Consider the following 19698-nt stretch of genomic DNA (forward strand, 5'->3'; position numbering starts at 1 on the left):
AGTATAAAAATCAGGATATAAAAAGAGCGGCCTTGAAATTTTCAAGGCCGCTCTTTTTATATCAATTAACATCTGGCTACCTTGAACAGAACAGTTCTGGCCATTAGCGATGCTTTATAACTTAAGTTTAAAATAGGTTTTTAATGATTTGCTCCATCGAAAGACCTTCTGCTTCTGCGCGGTAATTCCTGACAATCCGGTGTCTTAAAATGGCTGCCGCTACAGCTTGTACATCTTCAATATCCGGAGAATATTTACCGGATATCGCTGCATGGCACTTCGCGCCGATAACCAGGAACTGAGAGGCCCTCGGACCTGCACCCCAGCTGATGTACTTGTTTACCTCTTCTGTGGCGTGTGCAGTATGCGGACGGGTTTTACTGGCCAGTTTAACGGCATATTCAACCACATTGTCGGCGATAGGGATATTTCTAACCAGTTTTTGGAAATATTGGATCTGCTGGGCATTGATGATCTTTTTCAGCAGAACCACCTCATTATTGGTTGTGTTTTTAACAATCGTCAATTCTTCTTCAAAAGAAGGATAGCCCAAATGCACATGAAACATAAAACGATCCAGTTGAGCTTCCGGAAGGGGGTAAGTTCCTTCCTGTTCAATTGGATTCTGCGTAGCCAATACAAAGAAAGGATTTGGCAATACATGTCTTTGTCCGGCAGCAGTAACCGCTTTTTCCTGCATGGCCTCTAATAGGGCGGCTTGCGTTTTAGGCGGTGTTCTGTTGATCTCATCTGCAAGGATGATATTTGAAAATATCGGCCCGGGAATGAATTTAAAGTTGCGGTCTTCACCAAGGATTTCTGCGCCAATGATGTCACTGGGCATGAGGTCCGGAGTGAACTGGATCCTGTTGAAATTAAGATCCAGTACATTCGATACCGTTTGAACCAGCAGGGTTTTTGCCAGGCCGGGAACGCCGACCAGCAGACAGTGACCATTGCTGAAAATGGATATTAAAACCGATTTGACCACTTCATCCTGCCCAATAACCACTTTGCCAATCTCGGCCTTAATGTCTTTGTATACCTGATGTAAGGCGTCTACTGCTTTGATATCGTTTTCAAACTGCATAGAATTATTTCTTAGAGGTTTGAGCCCAGATTTTTAACTCATCACACTGATCATAGTCTTCTCCGATTCTGATGTAAGTATTTTCTCTTCTTTTCTCAAACCACTCGCTTAACGTACGGTCAACTTTAGCCTGTTGTGCTCTTTCTTTGAACTTCGCATAATCTTGCTCCAGATTTCCTTTGTGCGGTGGAATTTTAGATTTCAGGTACAATAATTTATAACCTTCTTTACCATCCTGCCCCGTGAAACGAACAGGTTTAGACAGATCACCAACTTTCATGGTATCTACTACTAAGAATACCTTAGGATCAAGTTTGTCTGCGGGAATGAATGTAGTTCTTGCGGTTACGTTATCTGCGTAAAGGATCATTCCACCATTGTATTGTGATTCTTTATTGTCTGAGTATAAAGAGGCAGCGGTAGAAAAAGTGATTTTTTTGTTAATGATGTTATTGTAAATACTGTCTGCCTGAAGTTTTACACGTTCTAAACTTGCTGGTGTAATCTGTGGGCGAACAAGAATGTGACGAGCTTGAACCTGCTCTCCACGACGTTCAATTACTTGTAAGATATGGAAACCATGTTCTGTTTCGAAAACCGGAGAAACTTCACCGGCTTTCAATTTGAAAGCCCATGCTGTAAATTCTTTTACCATTCTGGTACGGTCAAAGAAACCTAAATCACCACCATCAGCTGCTGATCCCGGATCTTCCGAGTATGATTTTGCAAGGAAAGCAAAGTCTTCACCACTTTTAACCCTTAACCTTAAGGCATCGATTTTATCATGGAATTTCTGTTTTTCTACTTTAGTCAGCTTTGGGTGAAGTACGATTTCTCCAACCTCAAATTCTGTAGGAATATCAGGTAAGCTGTCTTTTTTGTAAGAATCAAAGTATTTTTTAACCTCAAGAGGAGTGATGCTCACATCTTTGGTGATGTGTTGTTGCATATTGTCAGAAATCAACTGTTCTTTAATGTCTGGTCTGATTTCATCTTTGTATTGCAAAACCGAACGGTTTAAGAATTGCTCTAAACGCTCTTCTCCACCTGCACGTTGGATTTGCATACGCATTCTTTTTTCGACTTCATTATCTACCTGAGATTCATCCACCGTAATTGAATCGATTTCTGCCTGTTGCTTTAGCAATTTTTGCGCAAGCATTTGTTGTAAGATATAGCATTTTACCTTTTCATCTGCTGGATTACCAGAATTCAGGTATTGCGCATATTGTTGGTTCAAATCAGATAATAAAATGATATTATTCCCTAATACAGCAACAACTTTATCTATATTTTTCTTTTGCGCTTGTGTGTTTAAAAACAAACAGATCAATCCGCCTGTAATCACTAAAAGTTTCTTCATTCTATGTACGTTCAATTATATTCTTTTGCAAATTTAACATTAATATTCTTGAGGCGGTATTCTTAAAATTTCGCCAGTTTTCTCAATTCAGCTTCATTTACTTTCACTGGATATCGTTGTCTTAATTTCACTACCCAATCTTTTTCCAGTGCATTTTGATAATCAGCAATCACTATTCCTTTTTGTTCCTCGAAAGAGCCATCCCCATAAAGCGGCTGGTTTCTTTCATAAAAGTTGCGGAGTTGATGTTCGTCATTTTGAGCTCTATCCCAAACTTTTAACTCAGATACATTAAACATGAGTACGGCATTTTTGTACTCATTGATCACCATGGAATAGGTAGCCTTTGGAATGGATGTCTTTTTTTGAGCACGTAGAGCAGTTTCATAATCTTTTATTTCTGAAAGATAGGCCGTATCCCTGTCAAAACCCATTTCTATAGCATCCAGTACTTTAAGTTTGAAATCCAGGTAGAGGTTTAAATAGTCTTCCAGGTCTTTAAATGCAATATTTGCAGTCCCCGCATGGGTTTTCTTATAAACCCACATAAATTCTTTACTACTTACAGGTTTCCCGTTAATGCTGGCTACATTTTGTGCAAATGCGCTGGCAAAGGTCATACTGAAGAAGATAATGCAACAAGTTTTTCTCACAAAAGATATATGCTATATATATTTTAAGGCATAAAAGTAATAAATAAAGGCACTATAATAGGATATTTAACTAATTTTAACAGAAAAAAGATTTCTAACAAAATCAGCATTAATGGGCAGTGAACTAACAACGAACGGAGAAGCTTTACGTTTATTTTTTACAGAGGATATTTATTTGATTAAGGGGGAGGAAGGATATTCAACTGAAGAAGTATTGGTGTCTGTTGTTCAGGAAGATAGCGCTGTTTATGCAGTTTCGGAAGCTGAATCAGCTGGCTCAGTTTCTGAAGAAAATGAAGCGGGAATTCCTCAGCCAGGGGTCTCAGCGCCTGCAGTTACTCCGGTAACGGCAAGGGTTCCGCAAGTTCCGGCTATTCCTGTATTGAAAATTCCGGTTGAAAAACCAGCGGCTTTGTCTTTTACTTTTCTGGGGAAAAACAAAAAGAAGATTTTAATTCTGGTAAATGATGCGGAGCATGAGGTGAGCGATGAGCCGGGAAGGGAGCTGTTGCGGAAAATTGTGAAATCAATAAACTTAACGGCCAGTGATTTTGCCTTATTAAATTATGCAAAATACCCGAAAGCGAATTTTACAGAATTGCAGCAGTATTTTTCGAGCGGTTTGATTTTTGCTTTTGGTGTTTCTCCTGCCGATTTACAACTGCCGGCGAAGCCGGAAAATAAAATCGTGATGGAGGGAGAGGTCCGTCTGATATTCTCCGCAGAATTGAGGAAACTGGAACAAAGTCCAGCTGGAAAGAAAGAATTATGGGGAAGCCTTCAACAATTGGGATTATGATCACAGAATTAGTATTTGCCACAAATAATAAACATAAAACAGAAGAGGTTGGCAATTTATTGCGCGGCCAGTATAAAGTATTGAACCTAACGGATATAGGATGTACGGTTGATATTCCGGAAACAGGCAGCACATTCGCTGAAAATGCGACTTTAAAAAGTAGTTACGTCGTAGAAAACTACCAGCTGGATTGCTTTGCAGACGATAGTGGCTTGGAGATTGAAGCACTAAACCAGGAGCCGGGAATCTATTCGGCCAGGTATTCGGGTGTTAAGGATGATGCTGCAAATTTAAATCTGGTCCTTCAGAAAATGGAAGGGCAGGCCAACAGGAAAGCCCGTTTCAGAACGGTTGTTTCCCTGTTTAAAGACCATAAGAACTACCTTTTCGAAGGGATAATTAACGGAAAGATCGCTGAAAAACCAATGGGAAACCAGGGTTTTGGTTATGATCCCATTTTTATTCCTGAGGGCTATGACATCAGCTTCGCTCAGATGAGCATGGAGCAGAAAAATGAAATCAGTCACCGGGCAATTGCCATGCGCAAACTTATTGCTTTTTTAAAGGAACACCAGGTATAAAACCGGAGAAAGCTTTATTGCTTTTTCGAAGGAACAGCAGGTATAACTACCGGCGAAAGAATAGCGGCTTTAATTGGAGCCGCTTTTTTTTGTGCTTCTTTTTTAATCTTTTCTATCTGTGCGCTATCAGGTTTTATAACGGGTGTTTTTAAAGGCAATGCTTTCAGTGAATCTACAGTAGGAATATTAATGCCTTTTACGGCTTTTTTTATGTCTTTAACAGGTATTTCCTCTTTGCCTGTAATGGGTTTCCCTTCAGGTCCTTCCTCAGGCAAATCATTGCCATCCTTATCCTTCTTTTTCGGCTGTGGCTTTGGACCTTTAGGACCGGCAGGTTTCTTTGCACCGGGTTTAAGTTTCGGTTTACCATTGATCACCTCTTTTTTAGACAAAGGCCTCAGCTCTGGTTTCCAGACGAAACCGGTTAGGAAAACATCCTCTTTGAGCTCCTTAATCGGTGTTCTTTGCCCTTCCGTATCTTTAATTGTGATGATCTCGGAAATCTCTTTATCCTTAAAAATGATCTTTATCCGGCTACTCACCGTCTGGTTCATTTCGGTGTAAATACTGTCTTTTTCTCTGTTGTAATAGATGCTTTCTGCATTTCCATCTACAAACATTCTGTTCAGCTTGCCATCAATGAAAAATCCGGTAATTTGTTTTCCTTTGATTTGGTTGAATCTGGCGGAGTCCAGGTTTACATTCACCATAAACGCATTGCTGAGCACCTGTGAAGTGTTCAGCTGTTTGTCTTTTAGCTTCAGATAAATGGTATCACCTGTTTGTTGAGAACCTTCTGCCCAAAGGACTGGTTTCCCATACCAGCGAAGTGTAGAATCTGAACTGGTGTAAAACAGGGAATCAGCCCTGGCCTGCATATTCGATTTATAGACCCTCACATTGTGGTAAGCCTTAATGATTCTTGTTTTTATCGTATCTGCAGGGTTAAAAGGAATGGAATCCTGAGCGATTACCGTGTTCAACACTTTTCCTGCGGTATTTTTGTTTCCTGCTACCGCTTTATTACCTGCAGCAGCTACTGCCTCTGCTTTGTTCCCAACTACTGCTTTCGCTCCGGCTATTGCTTTATTTCCCGCTTTGTTTCCGGCTAAAGCGCCAGTATTATTTTTCGCATTAGCGATGCCCTTTTTCAATGCATTTACTTTGCCATTTTCCAGAGCGCCCCCCGCTTTCAGGGAATCTTTTAAGGAGTTTATCAATGCGTCTTTGCCGGTGATTTCCGGCTGAATCACCTCGGCCGCCGCTAATACCGTAAGTATTGTGCTGTCGGCAAGACCTGGTTTTATAGCCTGCTTACTTAAAGGAACCTCTTTTTTTCTGATTGGAATAGAGTCGTTCTTCAGCGGCATGTTCTGTTTAGAAAGCGAATCGGGTGTTCCGGAAAGTTTGGTTTTACTGGAATCCCCGGGGTTAACCGGAAGCGCGGCGACCGGAGTTTTATCCTTCGCCTTTCCTTCTTTTTTAGCTGTAGCAGCGGCAGGTTTTTGCGCGCCCACTTTCTCTTCCTGCGGCTCTTCTACCTCTCCCATTTCATTGTCCTTTTTCAGGACAGGAGAGGAGATCAGTTTTAATGATTTAAGGAGCACCATTTGAGTCTCCAACGTGTCAGCACCCATCCATAAGCTGTCCGCCTGTAGTTTTTTGCCCACCATGACAGAATCGGAAGTCCCCAAACCTACATAAGGGTTTTTGGTGACTATAGTACGCTGGTCGATTTTGTAATAATAACCCAGCTGGCCATACATCACTGTTTTGTCTGCCGTATCTCTAAAAACAATGTTCCTGACCGCCTTACCATATCCGGCGATACCATCATAATATAGACTATCTCCTTTCAGTGATTTTGAATCCGTGGTATACAGGTTTTTCTTCCCAAAATAAGCGTATTGGGTTTTGGTATTATAGGCCCCGTTTTCGGTATACAGGTTGTCATCTTTGCCCTTGATATTGGTTGGGCCATAGAAATAGGTCCAGTTGGTTAGGGTGTTATATCTTAGTGTATCAGAATTAATCGTGGTTTCCGGAGTCACTACCACTACATTATAGCGGAAATAAGCATCGCGGCTATTGGAAAAATAGTACCCGTTTTTACTGGTCAGGGTCACATCTTTATTTACGATCTTACCACCGGTAACATAGGTGCCCACTTTACTCCCCAGGTTATAATCCAGGACATTAGTGGTTAGAATCGACTCTTTGTCGATCATTTTCACATTACTGGTTAAGTGCGCATTTTTCGTATTCCCATCATAAGTCAGGCGGTCAGAATAAATATTGATCGTATCTGCCTGGTTGATGTGCACATTGCCAAAGGCATCAAACATATTTTTCGATTCATAAAATACAGCGCTATCGCAAGCCAGTGTGGCATTGTCTTGTTGGAATACCGGATTTCTCAGGAACGTGGTATTGATATTCTTTTCTACCCGGGCTCGTTGGGAGCTTTTCAGAATGATTTTAGTCTTCTGCTGAGCTAGTAGCGAAAACGATAGAAGGAATAAAATAAAAAAAATAGATAGTTTCTGCACGTTACAAAGTTAGTTTTTTGCTTACCATTTTCATCAGAATAAATGTTGTTCAATTTGGCTATTTTAAGCTTTCTTTCAAGATCGGTAAAAATTTAGCGGATATCTGTAGATATCCTATAGGCTAAACGTATAAAACACAATGATTACTACACTAAACAATTAAAATGATCGATTGTTAAATTAACAGGAACAAAAAGGCTGTTGAAAATCGCAGGGAGGTAATTGCCCTAAAATTTAGCCAAATAGGCCGGATCGGCAGCTGCTGATAAGGATTGCTCAGAAAAAATAGATATTTTTGAAAGATGCTACCTCTTCATACTTTTAAGGCTTTTATCCAGCAAAACACCCTTTTTTCTAACGAAGATCAGATTCTTCTGGCCGTTAGCGGGGGTAGGGATTCTGTTTTAATGGCCCGGCTGTTTAAACAGGCGGGTTATAACTTCGGAATCGCACATTGCAACTTTAACTTAAGAGGAGAGGAATCTCTCCGCGATGAGCATTTCGTAAAAATGTTGGCGGCTACCTTAGAGGTTCCTGTCTATGTCAGGCATTTCGACACCAAAGCATATGCCAACAGCCATAAAATCTCTATCCAGATGGCAGCCCGGGACCTGCGTTACCAATGGTTTGATGCGTTAAGCAATGCGGAAGGTTACGCCTATATCGCTCTGGCACAACATCAGGATGATGCCATTGAAACCGTATTGTTAAACCTGACACGAGGAACAGGTATTGCCGGTTTACATGGCATCCTACCGAAAAGAGGGAAGCTGATCAGGCCCTTGTTGTTTTTAACGCGTACCGCAATCAACGATCTGATCGATTTAGAAAACATTGATTATGTGGAAGACAGCTCTAACCTGAGCGCCAATTATGCGAGAAACAAAATCCGGTTAAAGGTGATCCCACAGTTAAAAGAGATCAATGCAAGCCTGGAACTTACTTTTCAGCACAACATACAGCGATTTGCAGATACCGAGCAGGTGTTACAGCAAGTGGTGACGGGACTGCGCAGCTCCATGTTTAGAACGGAGTATGACGGCCTTTACGTCTCAATTGAAAAAGTGAAAAGCCTGAATCCGCAGAAATTGCTGATGTTCGAACTGTTGAAACCCTACCATTTTTCTGAGGCGGTGATTGGCGATCTGATCCAGGCGCTGGACAAACAAAGTGGGATAGCTTTTTTCAGCAATAGCCATCAACTCACTTTAAACAGAGAAGAGCTGATCATTAGTGCCCTGAAAACGGAGGAAAGCGGACAACATTTGCTATGGCACCCAACAGAACCTGAGATCGAAACGCCAAACGGGACGCTGAATAGTACCAGGCTAAGCAAAGCAGCTTTTGATAAAGATTACCAGATCGATAGAGACCCAAACAAAGCCTATCTTGATACCGATCAATTGATATATCCATTGATTTTGAGGAGCAGACAGCCCGGAGATAAGTTCAAACCCTTCGGTATGAAACATTATAAAAAGCTCAGTGATTTTTTTATTGATGAAAAAGTTCCGGTTACGAGGAAAGATACGGTACCAATTTTGCTGAATGGAAATGGAGAGGTGATTTGGGTAGCTGGAATGCGCCAGGACAACCGGTATAAGATCGGCCCTGCGACAAGTAATATCACGATATTAACCTATACAGCGCCACATATTACAAATTCTAAACAATCTTAATCCGGTTGTTTTACTATGCAAAGGAAAAAACAAGTAACTTTATTGAAAATTATATAGATGGGGAACCGATACGCTTTTTTGGAGAAACAATATATAGGCCGCGATTATATCCGAATCTGTATTCGTTTGGTAATGGCAGCATTTTGTTTTGCAGCTTATGTTTATGAACGTGACCGCGACAATACCCAGGACTTATTTTTAGTAGTAGGTTTCGGAATCATTGCTGTTTCTATTATTTTGCTTTTCATGATTCAATACAAAACCATCATTGAAGACAAAAAGATCCTGATAGACGGATTATGGTCCGCCAGAAAAGTAGAAATCGATTTGAATACGATTAAAAGCGTAAGAAAAGATACCTATAGTAATTACCTGTTCAACAACCCTGTTTATAACCTCCACCGAAAAGGGAGTGTACGCTTCTATTCTTCCGGAAAAGATGCCGTTGTACTAACTGATCGTGATGGTTTCGAATACTTCATTGGCACCCAACGTCCCAACGAGATGTATCTGGTAATAAAAGACCAGATGAAATCTTAAATAATTGCATTTGTTTAACACAAAGTTCAGTTTAAGTAGTGTTCTTTGCATTGTAAAAACAAAAGAAATCAAACCGTTTTTCTGGATTGGTGTTGTCTTTACAGCACGTTAAGTAAGCGCCTGTGTAAGAGTAACATCCCAAGGGAGAGCCTCGTGTATTTGAGATAAGAATATCACAAAAAAACAAATTCGCTAGAATGAAAATAGGTATTGTTTGTTACCCAACTTTTGGAGGTAGTGGCGTAGTTGCTACTGAATTAGGTAAAGCGCTCGCTGATGAAGGACATCAGGTACATTTTATTACTTATAGTCAGCCAGCACGCCTCGACTTTTTCTCTGCCAACTTATTCTATCATGAAGTATCTGTAAGGGATTATCCCTTGTTTGATTATGCACCTTATGAATCGGCACTGGCGAGTAAACTCGTAGACGTAGTTCGTTTTGAGAAACTGGATATCCTCCACGTTCATTACGCCATTCCTCATGCCTCAGCCGCATTTATGGCCAAGCAGATTCTGGAAACTTACGGGATATACATTCCTTTTGTAACCACACTTCACGGAACTGACATCACCCTGGTAGGTAAAGATCCTACTTATAAACCTGTCGTTACCTTCTCAATCAATAAATCTGATGGCGTAACCACGGTATCACAAAATTTGAAAGAAGATACCGAAGCTCATTTTGAGATCACCAATGAGATCAAAGTGATCCCCAATTTTATAGATTTCAACCGCTTTAGCTTAAAGCCAAAAGATCATTTTAAAAAAGCAATTGCACCAAATAACGAACGTATCTTAATCCATACGTCCAATTTTAGAAAAGTGAAACGTACTCAGGATGTCGTCCTGACATTTGACAAGATTCAGAAAAAAATCCCTTCTAAGTTATTGATGGTCGGAGATGGACCTGAGCGTGTTTATTGCGAGCAATTGTGCAGAGACCTGGGTATTTGCGAACATGTTCGCTTCCTTGGAAAACAAGATGCGATAGAAGAGATTCTTTCGGTATCCGATTTATTCCTGATGCCTTCGGAATCTGAAAGCTTTGGACTAGCCGCATTGGAAGCAATGGCCTGTAAAGTGCCGGCGATTACCTCTAATGCAGGTGGATTACCTGAACTAAACGTTGATGGCTTTTGTGGTTTCATGAGCAATGTTGGCGACGTAGAAGATATGGCTGCTAAAGGAATCCAGATTCTGGAAAATGATGAGGTGTTACAACAGTTTAAAGAGAACGCTTTTATCAGAGCTCAGGACTTTGACCTGAAGAAAATCCTTCCAATATATGTGGATTATTACAGCCAGATTATTGAAGAAGCAAAACAGAATAATCCTGTGAAAGTTGTATTAAAAGCAGCCAGTAAATAGAGGATTAGATCCAATAAATCTGAATTTATACAATTCAATGATCAACAAAACAGGCCTTCGGATATTCCGAAGGCCTGTTTTGTTGATCAGAAATAAGCATCTATCCTGAGGATAAAAGATTGTTGCTTATTGAGCAGGCGCAAATACCAGGCATACCGGAGCGCCTACTTCGATTCTTTTACCGGTATCAGTTAATGCACCTGTTTCCATGTTACGTTCAAAAATCACGATATCGTTGGTATACTGGTGTGCCACTAACAAATACTTTCCTGTTGGATCAATGGCAAAGTTTCGCGGGCCTTTTCCTAAAGTCGGTACATAAGCTCTTACACTTAATAAGCCACCTTTTTCAATCGCAAAAATGGTGATCTTATTTTCAGAACCCCTGTTGCTCGCGTATAAAAACTTACCATCCGGAGAAAGCTGAATATCGGCAGCGCCATTTTCTCCTTTGAAACCATCCTCAGTAATTTTGGTCTCCTGAATTTCGGTCAGACTGCCATCGCTGTAGCTGAACACGGTGATCCCGCCGTCGATTTCATGAATCAGGTAAGCATATTTAGCATCTTTACTGAAAACAAGGTGTCTGGGACCAGATCCGGGATTAATGGCTACACTATCTTTAATGGTTAATACTTTGTTACCACCATCAGGGTTATACGTATATATATACACCTTATCTGTACCCAGGTCGTCTACCACCACATACTTGTGGTCTGGTGTGAATTGTGCCATGTGTACATGGGAACTTCCCTGACGGGCTTTATCTATGCTTTTTCCACTATGGTTTACCAATTGTTTAATGGCGGATAAGGAGCCGTCCTTTTCAATCCCAAATACGGAGATACTTCCGCCCGAATAATTTGCGGTAATCACATTTTTTTGATCTGCGATGATATAGCAAGGATCCGCACCATTGGTGGCTTGTTTATTTAAGAAAGTCAGTTTGCCTGAGGCCGCATCGAAATTAAATGCACTGGCTGCACTGGTTTCTGAAGTCTCGTTGACCGCATAGATCGTTTTATTCCCTTCACCTAAAGCCAGGTAACTAGGGTTCTCTACATTTTTGGTCACGCTTTTTGCTTTGAAAGCAGCGGTATTGGTGTCGAAGTCGTACACATAAATCCCCTCACTTTTCCCTGTATTGGTATACGTACCTACAATTAAATTATAATCTTTTTTCTGTGCACAACTTTGGAATGCGAGCATAATAACCGGGAAAAATAAGAGTTTCTTCATGAGGGCTAATTTATTTAAAATAATCTTAAAAAAACAAAAGCCTGTTCCTTACGATTTGTAAAGAACAGGCTAAGGTTATTTTATTGGATCTTATAGAAAAGATTACTTGATCAGATGTTTGATCTGAATCAATTCATGCTCTTCTAAATATCTCCATCTTCCACGTGGAAGGTCTTTTTTAGTCAGGTTACCGTAAACTACACGGTCCAGTTTCACAACATCATAACCTAAGTGTTCAAATATTCTTCTTACGATTCTATTTTTACCACTGTGGATCTGAATGCCGATCTCTTTTTTACTACCACCAGCAACATAAGAAATGTTATCAGGTTTGATAATACCATCTTCCAATTCTAAACCGAACTGAATTTTGTTAAAATCACCCTGACTTAAAGTCTTACTTAATTCTACATGATAGATTTTAGTGATGCCATTTCTTGGGTGAGATAATTTATCAGCAAGATCGCCATCATTGGTCATCAATAATAAACCTGTAGTATTACGGTCTAATCTTCCTACCGGATAAATGCGTTCTCTGCTTGCTTTCTCTACCAATTGCATTACAGTACGACGTTCCTGAGGATCCTCAGTAGTTGTGATGTAATCTTTAGGCTTGTTCAATAACACGTAAATTTTCTTTTCACGTTTCAATAATTCACCATTGTAACGGATCTCATCTTTCGCAGGGTCAATTTTGTGACCTAGTTCAGAAATTGCTTCACCATTAACAGATACTACACCAGCCGCAATCAGTTCATCCGCTTTACGACGGGAACAAATTCCTGAATTGGCGATATAACGGTTTAAACGAATTAAGCCGTCATCTTTAACGATAGGTGCTTTTCTGCTACGCATTGTAGTATTGCTACCCTCTTCGCGGTCAGGACGTGCATCACGAGGTTTGAAATCTCTTGAGCCACCTTCGTCTTCTCTTTTTCTAAAAGGTCTGCTGTCAGTACTTCTTGAAGTACCACCACCTTTATTATCATCAAATTTCCTGAAAGGTTGATCCCCTTTTCCGAAATGGTCTTTCTTTATATAACTACGCGTTTTGTCAGAAGGAGGTAAATCTCTTGAACTACCTGCACTATGAGGTCTCGCATTGAAGTCTCTTGAACCACCTTCACGTGGTTTGAAATCTCTTGAACCGCCTTCACGTGGTTTGAAATCTCTTGAACCACCTTCACGTGGTTTGAAATCTCTTGAACCGCCTTCACGTGGTTTGAAATCTCTTGAACCACCTTCACGTGGTTTGAAATCTCTTGAACCACCTTCACGTGGTTTGAAATCTCTTGAACCGCCTTCACGTGGTTTGAAATCTCTTGAACCGCCTTCACGTGGTTTGAAATCTCTTGAACCGCCTTCACGTGGTTTGAAATCTCTTGAACCGCCTTCACGAGGTTTGAAATCTCTTGAACCGCCTTCACGAGGTTTGAAATCTCTTGAACCGCCTTCACGTGGTTTGAAATCTCTTGAACCACCTTCACGAGGTTTGAAATCTCTTGAACCACCTTCACGAGGTTTGAAATCCCTTGATCCGCCTTCACGAGGTTTGAAGTCTCTTGATCCCCCTTCTCTTGGGTTAAAATCTTTCGGGCCACCAAACTTTTTCTCTTTCCAATCTTTATCGTCAGACTTGCCTTTATCTCTGTAAGAAGAGTCTCCTCCGCTACGATTTTGGCCTGTTGAACTTCTGTTGCCCGATTTGGACTTGTCATCCCGACTGTTCCTGTTGTTGTCTTTCATCATGATACGCTATTATTCCGCATAATTTATGCGGATGCAAATTTAGTAAAAATCGGGCACTTTTTTGCTACTTTTTTCCGAAGTTGTAAGAGTTGTAAAAAATCGCGGTCTATGGGTGTTTAAACGTGGATTTTGGAGGCAGTTTCTGTAAAAGCTTGATAATTAAGATAATATACGTTATCTTTGCAAACGTTTTAAAATTGTTAACCAAAAAAAGGAGGAAAATGATAAAGAAACACATAATAACATTAACTGTAATAATTACATTACTGGTAATCGCAAAAGTGTTTGCTTACAACATGCCCCAAGCAGCAGAAAGTCTTTTAAAAGAAGAAAAAACAACAAGAAATAACGACACTTTAGTGTCAGAGATCGAGGAGCCAGCTCAAACAATGGCTGATCTAAAATTTGCAGAGGAAGGACTACCATTAGGGGATGCTATAGTGGAGCGGAAAATGGAAAAGGCCCTTGCTAAATTTAGTTACAGTAATCTACAAACCAATCGCTTGCACAATAAAGCAGCAGAATGGTTTCCTGTAATAGAACCAATACTTGCCGCCTACGGCATTCCTGAAGACTTTAAGTATATGCCTTTAGTTGAATCAGGATTAAAGTCGGGCGTGTCTCCAAAAGGAGCAGCAGGATTCTGGCAGTTTATGCCGGCAACTGCACGAGGTTATGGTTTGAAAGTTAATTCGAAAGTAGACGAGCGCAACAACTTACGCAAGTCCACTGTCGCTGCCGCCAAATACATCAAAGAACTCTACGGAATTTTTGACAATTGGGCACTAGTCGCAGCTGCTTACAATGTTGGTGATAACCACATGAGAAAGCAAATTAACAGGCAAAAACAAGACAATTATTTCAAGATGAAACTGAACAGCGAAACCGCTAGTTATGTTTACAAATTGATTTCTATGAAACAGATCATGGAATATCCGAATCAGTATGGTTATAAAGCGCCAAGAGCGTTTTTAGCTTATAATGCGGAGAAGGCCGCTGCCAACGAAGCTAATAAAGCAGAGCAGGCAGAATAATAAAAATATATTAAGACAGACAAAGGGGGGAGCCGGAATTTATTCCGGCTTTTTGTTTTCTCGGAAAATCACTATTTTACCCGACTATGAAACTGTTAAAACTGCGCATTACCGGAATGACCTATAGCCCGGGCGAAACACTCCTCATCAGTTTTGAACCGATAGGAGCGCCAAAGCCAAACTATCTGGCCGGACAATTCTTAACGCTTGTATTTGAGCTGAATGGAAAAGAATTGAGAAGGTCGTATTCCCTTTGCAGTTCTCCGGACCTGGACGAACCACTCGCTATTGCGATCAAACGAGTAGAAAATGGTGAGATTTCCAGACTCCTGCACCATAAAACTGCCGTAGGGGATGTGCTTACTGCGTTGGAACCTAACGGACAATTCAGCTATCTGCCACAGGAAGACATCAAAAGAACTGTGTTTTTATTCGGCGCAGGCGTAGGTATCACCCCATTGTTCTCGATATTAAAGACCGCATTGCTGCGTGAAAAACATACCAAAGTCATTTTAGCGTATAGCAACAAGTCGGCGGAAGGAAGCCTGTTCTATGAAGCATTACAAGAATGGCAACAGAAATATCCGGAGCGTTTAAAAATCATTTACTTATTCAGCACGGCGAAAAATCTGATGATGGCCCGGTTAAACGGACAACTCATAGAAAGAATCGTAGCGGAGAATCAGGAATTCGAAAAAGAGGATACCTTATTATATACTTGCGGCCCGGTGGATTATATGGATGTCTGTAGAATCACGCTATTGAATCTGGGATTTGGTCAGACACAAATCAAAAAGGAAACTTTTGTACTTCCTGAAGATGAGGCCGATGAAGATGATACTACTGAAAAGACCGTAAAAGATACCAATACCTATTCCGTGATCCTCGACTTTAAAGGCGAAATCAGGGAAATCAAGGTCCCATACCACCAGAGTATTCTGGATGCAGCTTTAGAACAGGGAATCAACCTGCCATACAGCTGTCATGCTGGCATCTGCAGCACCTGCACTGCCAACTGCACCAAAGGAGCGGTAAGAATGGATTATAATGAAGTTTTAATGGACAACGAAATTGCAGCAGGAAGGGTGCTGGTTTGTACCGGCCACCCCACTGAAAATGGCACCACACTAGTTTGGTAAACATTATCAGCCACAAGGCCTGGAAACTTTTCTTTTGATAAAATTTTTAGCATTTTTGTGGCTGAAAATTTGTTGTCTTAAATATATAGATATCAGTATTGTTTTAATAAAAATATGAGCAAAAATACCGTTGACCTGGGCGAGCAAAAGGATGTAGAAGTATATGGTGCCAGGGTACATAACCTTAAAAATATAGACATCTCCTTTCCCCGCAACCAGCTGGTAGTGATTACCGGATTGAGTGGAAGTGGAAAGTCTTCTTTGGCATTTGACACCATTTATGCGGAGGGGCAGCGTAGGTATATGGAGACTTTCAGTGCTTATTCCCGCCAGTTTATGGGTGGAATGGAGCGTCCTGATGTGGATAAAATATCAGGATTAAGTCCGGTGATTGCCATTGAACAAAAAACAACCAGCAAAAACCCAAGGTCTACCGTAGGAACCATTACTGAAATCTACGATTTCATGAGGTTACTGTATGCGCGTACTGCGGATGCCTTCTCTTACAATACCGGAGAGAAAATGGAGCGCATGAGCGAAGATCAGATTCTTGGAAATATCTATAAGAAATTTGAAGGGATGCCTGTGAATATCCTGGCGCCCGTTGTCAAAGGTCGTAAAGGACATTACAGGGAATTATTCGAACAAATTCGTAAACAAGGGTATATTAAAGTGCGCATTGATGGAGAAATCCAGGACATGAGCCCTAAAATGCAGGTAGATCGTTATAAAATCCATGATATTGAAGTGGTCATCGACCGCCTGATTATCGACAGAGAAGATCAGAAACGCTTGAATGACTCTATTCAATCGGCGATGAAGATGGGTAAAGGCATCATTAAAATCAGCGATAAAGACAATAATGTATCTCATTTTAGTCGCTTCCTGATGTGCCCGACCACCGGAATCTCTTATGATGAACCGCAACCAAATAGTTTCTCTTTTAACTCTCCTTACGGAGCCTGTGAAAGCTGCGACGGCCTGGGTTATATTTTCGTAATTGATAAGGAATCGGTGATGCCGAATCCTAAACTGAGCATTATGAACGGTGGTTTGGCACCACTGGGGGAGTATCGTGATATCTGGGTATTCCAGGTATTGAAAGCCCTTGCTAAAAAATACACCTTCTCTTTATCTACCCCACTGGAAAAACTGACCGAAGAACAAATCGGGATCATCCTGAATGGTTCTCCGGAATTGTTAAGTGTAGCCGTAGAATATAATAAGTGGAATGTTCAAAACTACCAGATCACTTTTGACGGGATCATTAAACTCCTGGAAGAACAACAGGAGAAAAAGGGAGAAGGAGCAATCGAGGATATGGAAACTTTCCGCAAACTGAAAACCTGCCCGGTATGTAATGGTGCAAGGTTAAAGAAGGAAAGTCTGCATTTTAAAATCGACGGCAAAAATATTTTCGAACTGGCAGAAATGGACATCAACAGCCTGAAAAACTGGTATGTGGGCATAGAAGACCGCTTATCGGAACGTCAGAATACCATTGCCAAAGAAATTCTTAAAGAAATCAGAACCAGACTGGGCTTCCTGACGGACGTAGGACTGAACTACCTTTCGCTGGACCGTACTGCAAGGACCTTGTCTGGTGGAGAGGCGCAAAGAATACGTCTGGCTACGCAAATCGGCTCACAGCTGATGAATGTGATGTACATTCTGGATGAGCCGAGTATCGGTTTACACCAGCGCGACAATGAGCGCTTAATCGGTGCTTTAAAGAACCTACGCGATCTGGGCAATACCGTATTGGTAGTAGAACACGATAAAGACATGATTCTGGAAGCAGATCACGTGATTGATGTGGGCCCGGCGGCAGGTGTTCGCGGCGGGCAAATCGTTGCACAGGGAACTCCGGCAGAGATTTTAAAATCAGATACCCTGACTGCGGCTTACCTGAATGGTAAAAAAGGAATTGAAGTTCCTAAAAAACGTAGAAAAGGAACCGGACATAAATTGTCCATCATTAAAGCCAGCGGACATAACTTAAAAGATGTTTCGGTAGAATTCCCACTGGGTAAATTTATCGCGGTAACCGGTGTATCCGGAAGTGGTAAATCCAGTCTGATCACCGAAACTTTATACCCGATATTAAACCATCATTTTTTCAGGGCCAAAAAACATCCTTTGCCTTATGAAAAGATCAATGGCATCAAAGAAATTGATAAAGTAATTGAAATCGATCAGGCACCGATCGGGCGTACGCCAAGATCTAATCCCTCCACCTATACAGGTGTGTTTTCTGACATCAGAAACCTGTTTGTGCAGTTACCGGAAGCAAAGATCAGGGGCTATAAACCAGGTCGTTTCTCCTTCAATGTAAAAGGAGGAAGGTGTGAAACTTGTCAGGGGGGAGGAATGAAAGTTATCGAAATGAACTTCCTTCCTGATGTACAGGTACCTTGTGAGGAATGTGGTGGAAAAAGATACAACAGGGAAACCCTGGAAGTGCGCTACCGCAGTAAATCCATCAGCGATGTACTCGATATGAGTATCGAGGAAGCTTGTGATTTCTTTGAAAATATGCCGGTCATCTATCGTAAAATCAAAACGCTTAAAGACGTAGGTTTAGGTTATATTACTTTAGGTCAGTCTTCTACTACACTTTCCGGTGGAGAAGCGCAAAGGGTAAAACTGGCGACTGAACTCTCTAAAAAAGATACCGGAAAAACATTTTATATTCTGGATGAGCCAACAACTGGCTTACATTTTGAGGATATTAATGTGCTCCTTGGGGTGCTGAATGAACTGGTGGAAAAAGGAAATACCGTATTGGTGATTGAGCACAACCTGGATGTTGTAAAAGTAGCGGATTGGGTAATCGATTTAGGAGAAGAAGGTGGTGCCGGCGGTGGCAGGATCATCTTTGAAGGAACTCCTGAAGGATTGGTTCAAAACCCGATCAGTTTAACCGGTAAGTTTTTGAAGAAAGAAATGGGTTTATAAAAATCTATCATATGTCAGTTTTCCTGAACGCCTATTTGCCCGATACAGATCCATCGAGTAAAAAACAGGTAGTAGATCGTGGATTAACTAAACAAAGTGCAGAAGCGGCAGCTTCTCCTTATAAATTAATAGAGCTGGCCGACATACGTGGCATGGTCAAAACCAGAATGCCTTTTTCTCATAAAGGAACTTATGGCCATGCCTTGCTCATTGCCGGAGCAGAAAACACCATGGGCGCAGCTTTGCTCTGTGCTAAAGGGGCTTTGTATGCCGGAGCAGGCCTGGTTAGCCTCTCTATTCCAGCCCAGGGGTTAACGGCGTTGAATTGTGCGTTACCAGAAGCCATGTATCTGGAACGTTCTCAATTACTCAGGTCAAGAATTCTGGACAACTATGATGCGATTGCCATTGGACCGGGAATTGGCCGGATGTCAGGGAGTCATGCAATTATGGCGGAGATTTTCGCGCTGAAACAACCGGTGGTATTGGATGCCGATGCCTTTGCCATATTGAGCATGCATCCGGATTTGTTCCACCTCTTGCCAAAAGATTCCGTACTCAGTCCGCATGTAAAAGAATTCGACGGGCTATTTGGTCCCCATAAAAACTGGTGGGAACGCTTACAAACTGCCAGAACCGAGGCTAAAAAACGAGGGATCGTTATCCTGCTAAAAAATCAATATACTTTCATTATCGATCATGAAGGCGATGTGTGCATCAATCAAACGGGAAATCCGGCGATGTCACAGGGTGGAATGGGGGATGTGCTGACGGGTATGCTGGCCGCTTATCTCGCCCAGGGATATAGTGCGAAAGCTGCGGCAGTACTGTCCTGCTATTTTCATGGCAAGGCCGGCGATGAACTCAGCATGACGCATTTCAACGTAACGGCCTCACAGGTAGCCCTGCAAATTCCGATAAGCGTAAAGAGTTTATTTAATAAAGAGGACTAATC

At 41.4% G+C, this 19698-nt stretch carries 15 protein-coding genes; 9 read left to right on the top strand and 6 right to left on the bottom strand.

Annotated features, from left to right (window positions below):
- Positions 1-127: 127 nt before the first annotated feature.
- From OQX61_RS05160 to OQX61_RS05170, 3 genes are all read right to left on the bottom strand, one after another.
- Complete coding sequence (locus tag OQX61_RS05160) at positions 128-1090, bottom strand: MoxR family ATPase (protein WP_265840608.1); 963 nt, start codon at positions 1088-1090, stop codon at positions 128-130.
- A gap of 4 nt (positions 1091-1094) precedes the next feature.
- Positions 1095-2453 carry a peptidylprolyl isomerase gene (locus OQX61_RS05165; RefSeq protein WP_265840609.1) on the bottom strand — a complete coding sequence of 453 codons (1359 nt, stop codon included), beginning with the start codon at positions 2451-2453 and terminating at the stop codon, positions 1095-1097.
- A 62-nt stretch (positions 2454-2515) separates the two neighbouring features.
- On the bottom strand, positions 2516-3073 hold the full coding sequence (locus OQX61_RS05170; RefSeq protein ID WP_265840610.1) for a hypothetical protein: 558 nt from the start codon (positions 3071-3073) through the stop codon (positions 2516-2518).
- A gap of 145 nt (positions 3074-3218) precedes the next feature.
- Between OQX61_RS05170 and OQX61_RS05175 the strand changes: the two genes are divergently transcribed.
- Together OQX61_RS05175 and OQX61_RS05180 are read left to right on the top strand one after the other, a co-directional pair.
- Positions 3219-3905, top strand: a complete 687-nt coding sequence (locus OQX61_RS05175; protein WP_265840611.1) for a hypothetical protein — start codon at positions 3219-3221, stop codon at positions 3903-3905.
- On the top strand, positions 3905-4486 hold the full coding sequence (locus OQX61_RS05180) for a non-canonical purine NTP diphosphatase (protein ID WP_265840956.1): 582 nt from the start codon (positions 3905-3907) through the stop codon (positions 4484-4486). The genes OQX61_RS05175 and OQX61_RS05180 overlap by 1 nt, the downstream gene beginning before the upstream one ends.
- 14 nt (positions 4487-4500) lie before the next feature.
- Here the strand turns inward: OQX61_RS05180 and OQX61_RS05185 are convergent, their stop codons facing one another.
- The gene (locus OQX61_RS05185) at positions 4501-7035 is read right to left on the bottom strand and encodes an OstA-like protein (protein ID WP_265840612.1); all 2535 of its coding nucleotides are present in this window, start codon (positions 7033-7035) and stop codon (positions 4501-4503) included.
- A gap of 302 nt (positions 7036-7337) precedes the next feature.
- Between OQX61_RS05185 and tilS the strand changes: the two genes are divergently transcribed.
- From tilS to bshA, 3 genes are all read left to right on the top strand, one after another.
- Positions 7338-8714: a tRNA lysidine(34) synthetase TilS gene (gene tilS / locus OQX61_RS05190; RefSeq protein WP_265840613.1), complete on the top strand. Its 1377-nt coding sequence runs from the start codon at positions 7338-7340 to the stop codon at positions 8712-8714.
- Positions 8715-8771: 57 nt separating this feature from the next.
- Positions 8772-9254 carry a hypothetical protein gene (locus OQX61_RS05195; RefSeq protein WP_182957471.1) on the top strand — a complete coding sequence of 161 codons (483 nt, stop codon included), beginning with the start codon at positions 8772-8774 and terminating at the stop codon, positions 9252-9254.
- A 197-nt stretch (positions 9255-9451) separates the two neighbouring features.
- Positions 9452-10624, top strand: a complete 1173-nt coding sequence (gene bshA, locus OQX61_RS05200) for an N-acetyl-alpha-D-glucosaminyl L-malate synthase BshA (RefSeq protein ID WP_265840614.1) — start codon at positions 9452-9454, stop codon at positions 10622-10624.
- A gap of 126 nt (positions 10625-10750) precedes the next feature.
- Here bshA and OQX61_RS05205 read toward each other — a convergent pair whose 3' ends face one another.
- Together OQX61_RS05205 and OQX61_RS05210 are read right to left on the bottom strand one after the other, a co-directional pair.
- The gene (locus tag OQX61_RS05205; RefSeq protein ID WP_265840615.1) at positions 10751-11863 is read right to left on the bottom strand and encodes a lactonase family protein; all 1113 of its coding nucleotides are present in this window, start codon (positions 11861-11863) and stop codon (positions 10751-10753) included.
- A 102-nt stretch (positions 11864-11965) separates the two neighbouring features.
- Positions 11966-13612, bottom strand: a complete 1647-nt coding sequence (locus OQX61_RS05210; protein WP_265840616.1) for a pseudouridine synthase — start codon at positions 13610-13612, stop codon at positions 11966-11968.
- A gap of 176 nt (positions 13613-13788) precedes the next feature.
- Here OQX61_RS05210 and OQX61_RS05215 point away from each other — a divergent pair, with 176 nt between their 5' ends.
- From OQX61_RS05215 to OQX61_RS05230, 4 genes are all read left to right on the top strand, one after another.
- Positions 13789-14646, top strand: coding sequence for a lytic transglycosylase domain-containing protein (locus OQX61_RS05215; protein ID WP_265840957.1), 858 nt, complete (start codon positions 13789-13791; stop codon positions 14644-14646).
- Between the two features lie 86 nt (positions 14647-14732).
- Positions 14733-15785: a 2Fe-2S iron-sulfur cluster-binding protein gene (locus OQX61_RS05220; RefSeq protein ID WP_265840617.1), complete on the top strand. Its 1053-nt coding sequence runs from the start codon at positions 14733-14735 to the stop codon at positions 15783-15785.
- Positions 15786-15899: 114 nt separating this feature from the next.
- The gene (gene uvrA / locus OQX61_RS05225) at positions 15900-18743 is read left to right on the top strand and encodes an excinuclease ABC subunit UvrA (protein WP_265840618.1); all 2844 of its coding nucleotides are present in this window, start codon (positions 15900-15902) and stop codon (positions 18741-18743) included.
- Between the two features lie 11 nt (positions 18744-18754).
- Positions 18755-19696 (top strand): NAD(P)H-hydrate dehydratase, encoded by a 942-nt coding sequence (locus OQX61_RS05230; protein ID WP_265840619.1) that lies wholly within the window; start codon positions 18755-18757, stop codon positions 19694-19696.
- The last annotated feature ends 2 nt before the right edge of the window (positions 19697-19698 follow it).

The sequence above is a fragment of the Pedobacter sp. PLR genome (assembly GCF_026239675.1).
Taxonomy (GTDB): Bacteria; Bacteroidota; Bacteroidia; order Sphingobacteriales; family Sphingobacteriaceae; genus Pedobacter.

Bases quoted from the DNA above. Each gene is read 5' to 3' on its own strand.
- tilS (WP_265840613.1), top strand. From the start codon at position 7,338: ATGCTACCTCTTCATACTTTTAAGGCTTTTATCCAGCAAAACACCCTT.
- OQX61_RS05170 (WP_265840610.1), bottom strand. From the start codon at position 3,073: ATGACCTTTGCCAGCGCATTTGCACAAAATGTAGCCAGCATTAACGGG.
- OQX61_RS05220 (WP_265840617.1), top strand. From the start codon at position 14,733: ATGAAACTGTTAAAACTGCGCATTACCGGAATGACCTATAGCCCGGGC.
- OQX61_RS05160 (WP_265840608.1), bottom strand. From the start codon at position 1,090: ATGCAGTTTGAAAACGATATCAAAGCAGTAGACGCCTTACATCAGGTA.
- OQX61_RS05165 (WP_265840609.1), bottom strand. From the start codon at position 2,453: ATGAAGAAACTTTTAGTGATTACAGGCGGATTGATCTGTTTGTTTTTA.
- OQX61_RS05210 (WP_265840616.1), bottom strand. From the start codon at position 13,612: ATGATGAAAGACAACAACAGGAACAGTCGGGATGACAAGTCCAAATCG.
- OQX61_RS05230 (WP_265840619.1), top strand. From the start codon at position 18,755: ATGTCAGTTTTCCTGAACGCCTATTTGCCCGATACAGATCCATCGAGT.
- uvrA (WP_265840618.1), top strand. From the start codon at position 15,900: ATGAGCAAAAATACCGTTGACCTGGGCGAGCAAAAGGATGTAGAAGTA.
- OQX61_RS05205 (WP_265840615.1), bottom strand. From the start codon at position 11,863: ATGAAGAAACTCTTATTTTTCCCGGTTATTATGCTCGCATTCCAAAGT.
- bshA (WP_265840614.1), top strand. From the start codon at position 9,452: ATGAAAATAGGTATTGTTTGTTACCCAACTTTTGGAGGTAGTGGCGTA.
- OQX61_RS05195 (WP_182957471.1), top strand. From the start codon at position 8,772: ATGGGGAACCGATACGCTTTTTTGGAGAAACAATATATAGGCCGCGAT.
- OQX61_RS05175 (WP_265840611.1), top strand. From the start codon at position 3,219: ATGGGCAGTGAACTAACAACGAACGGAGAAGCTTTACGTTTATTTTTT.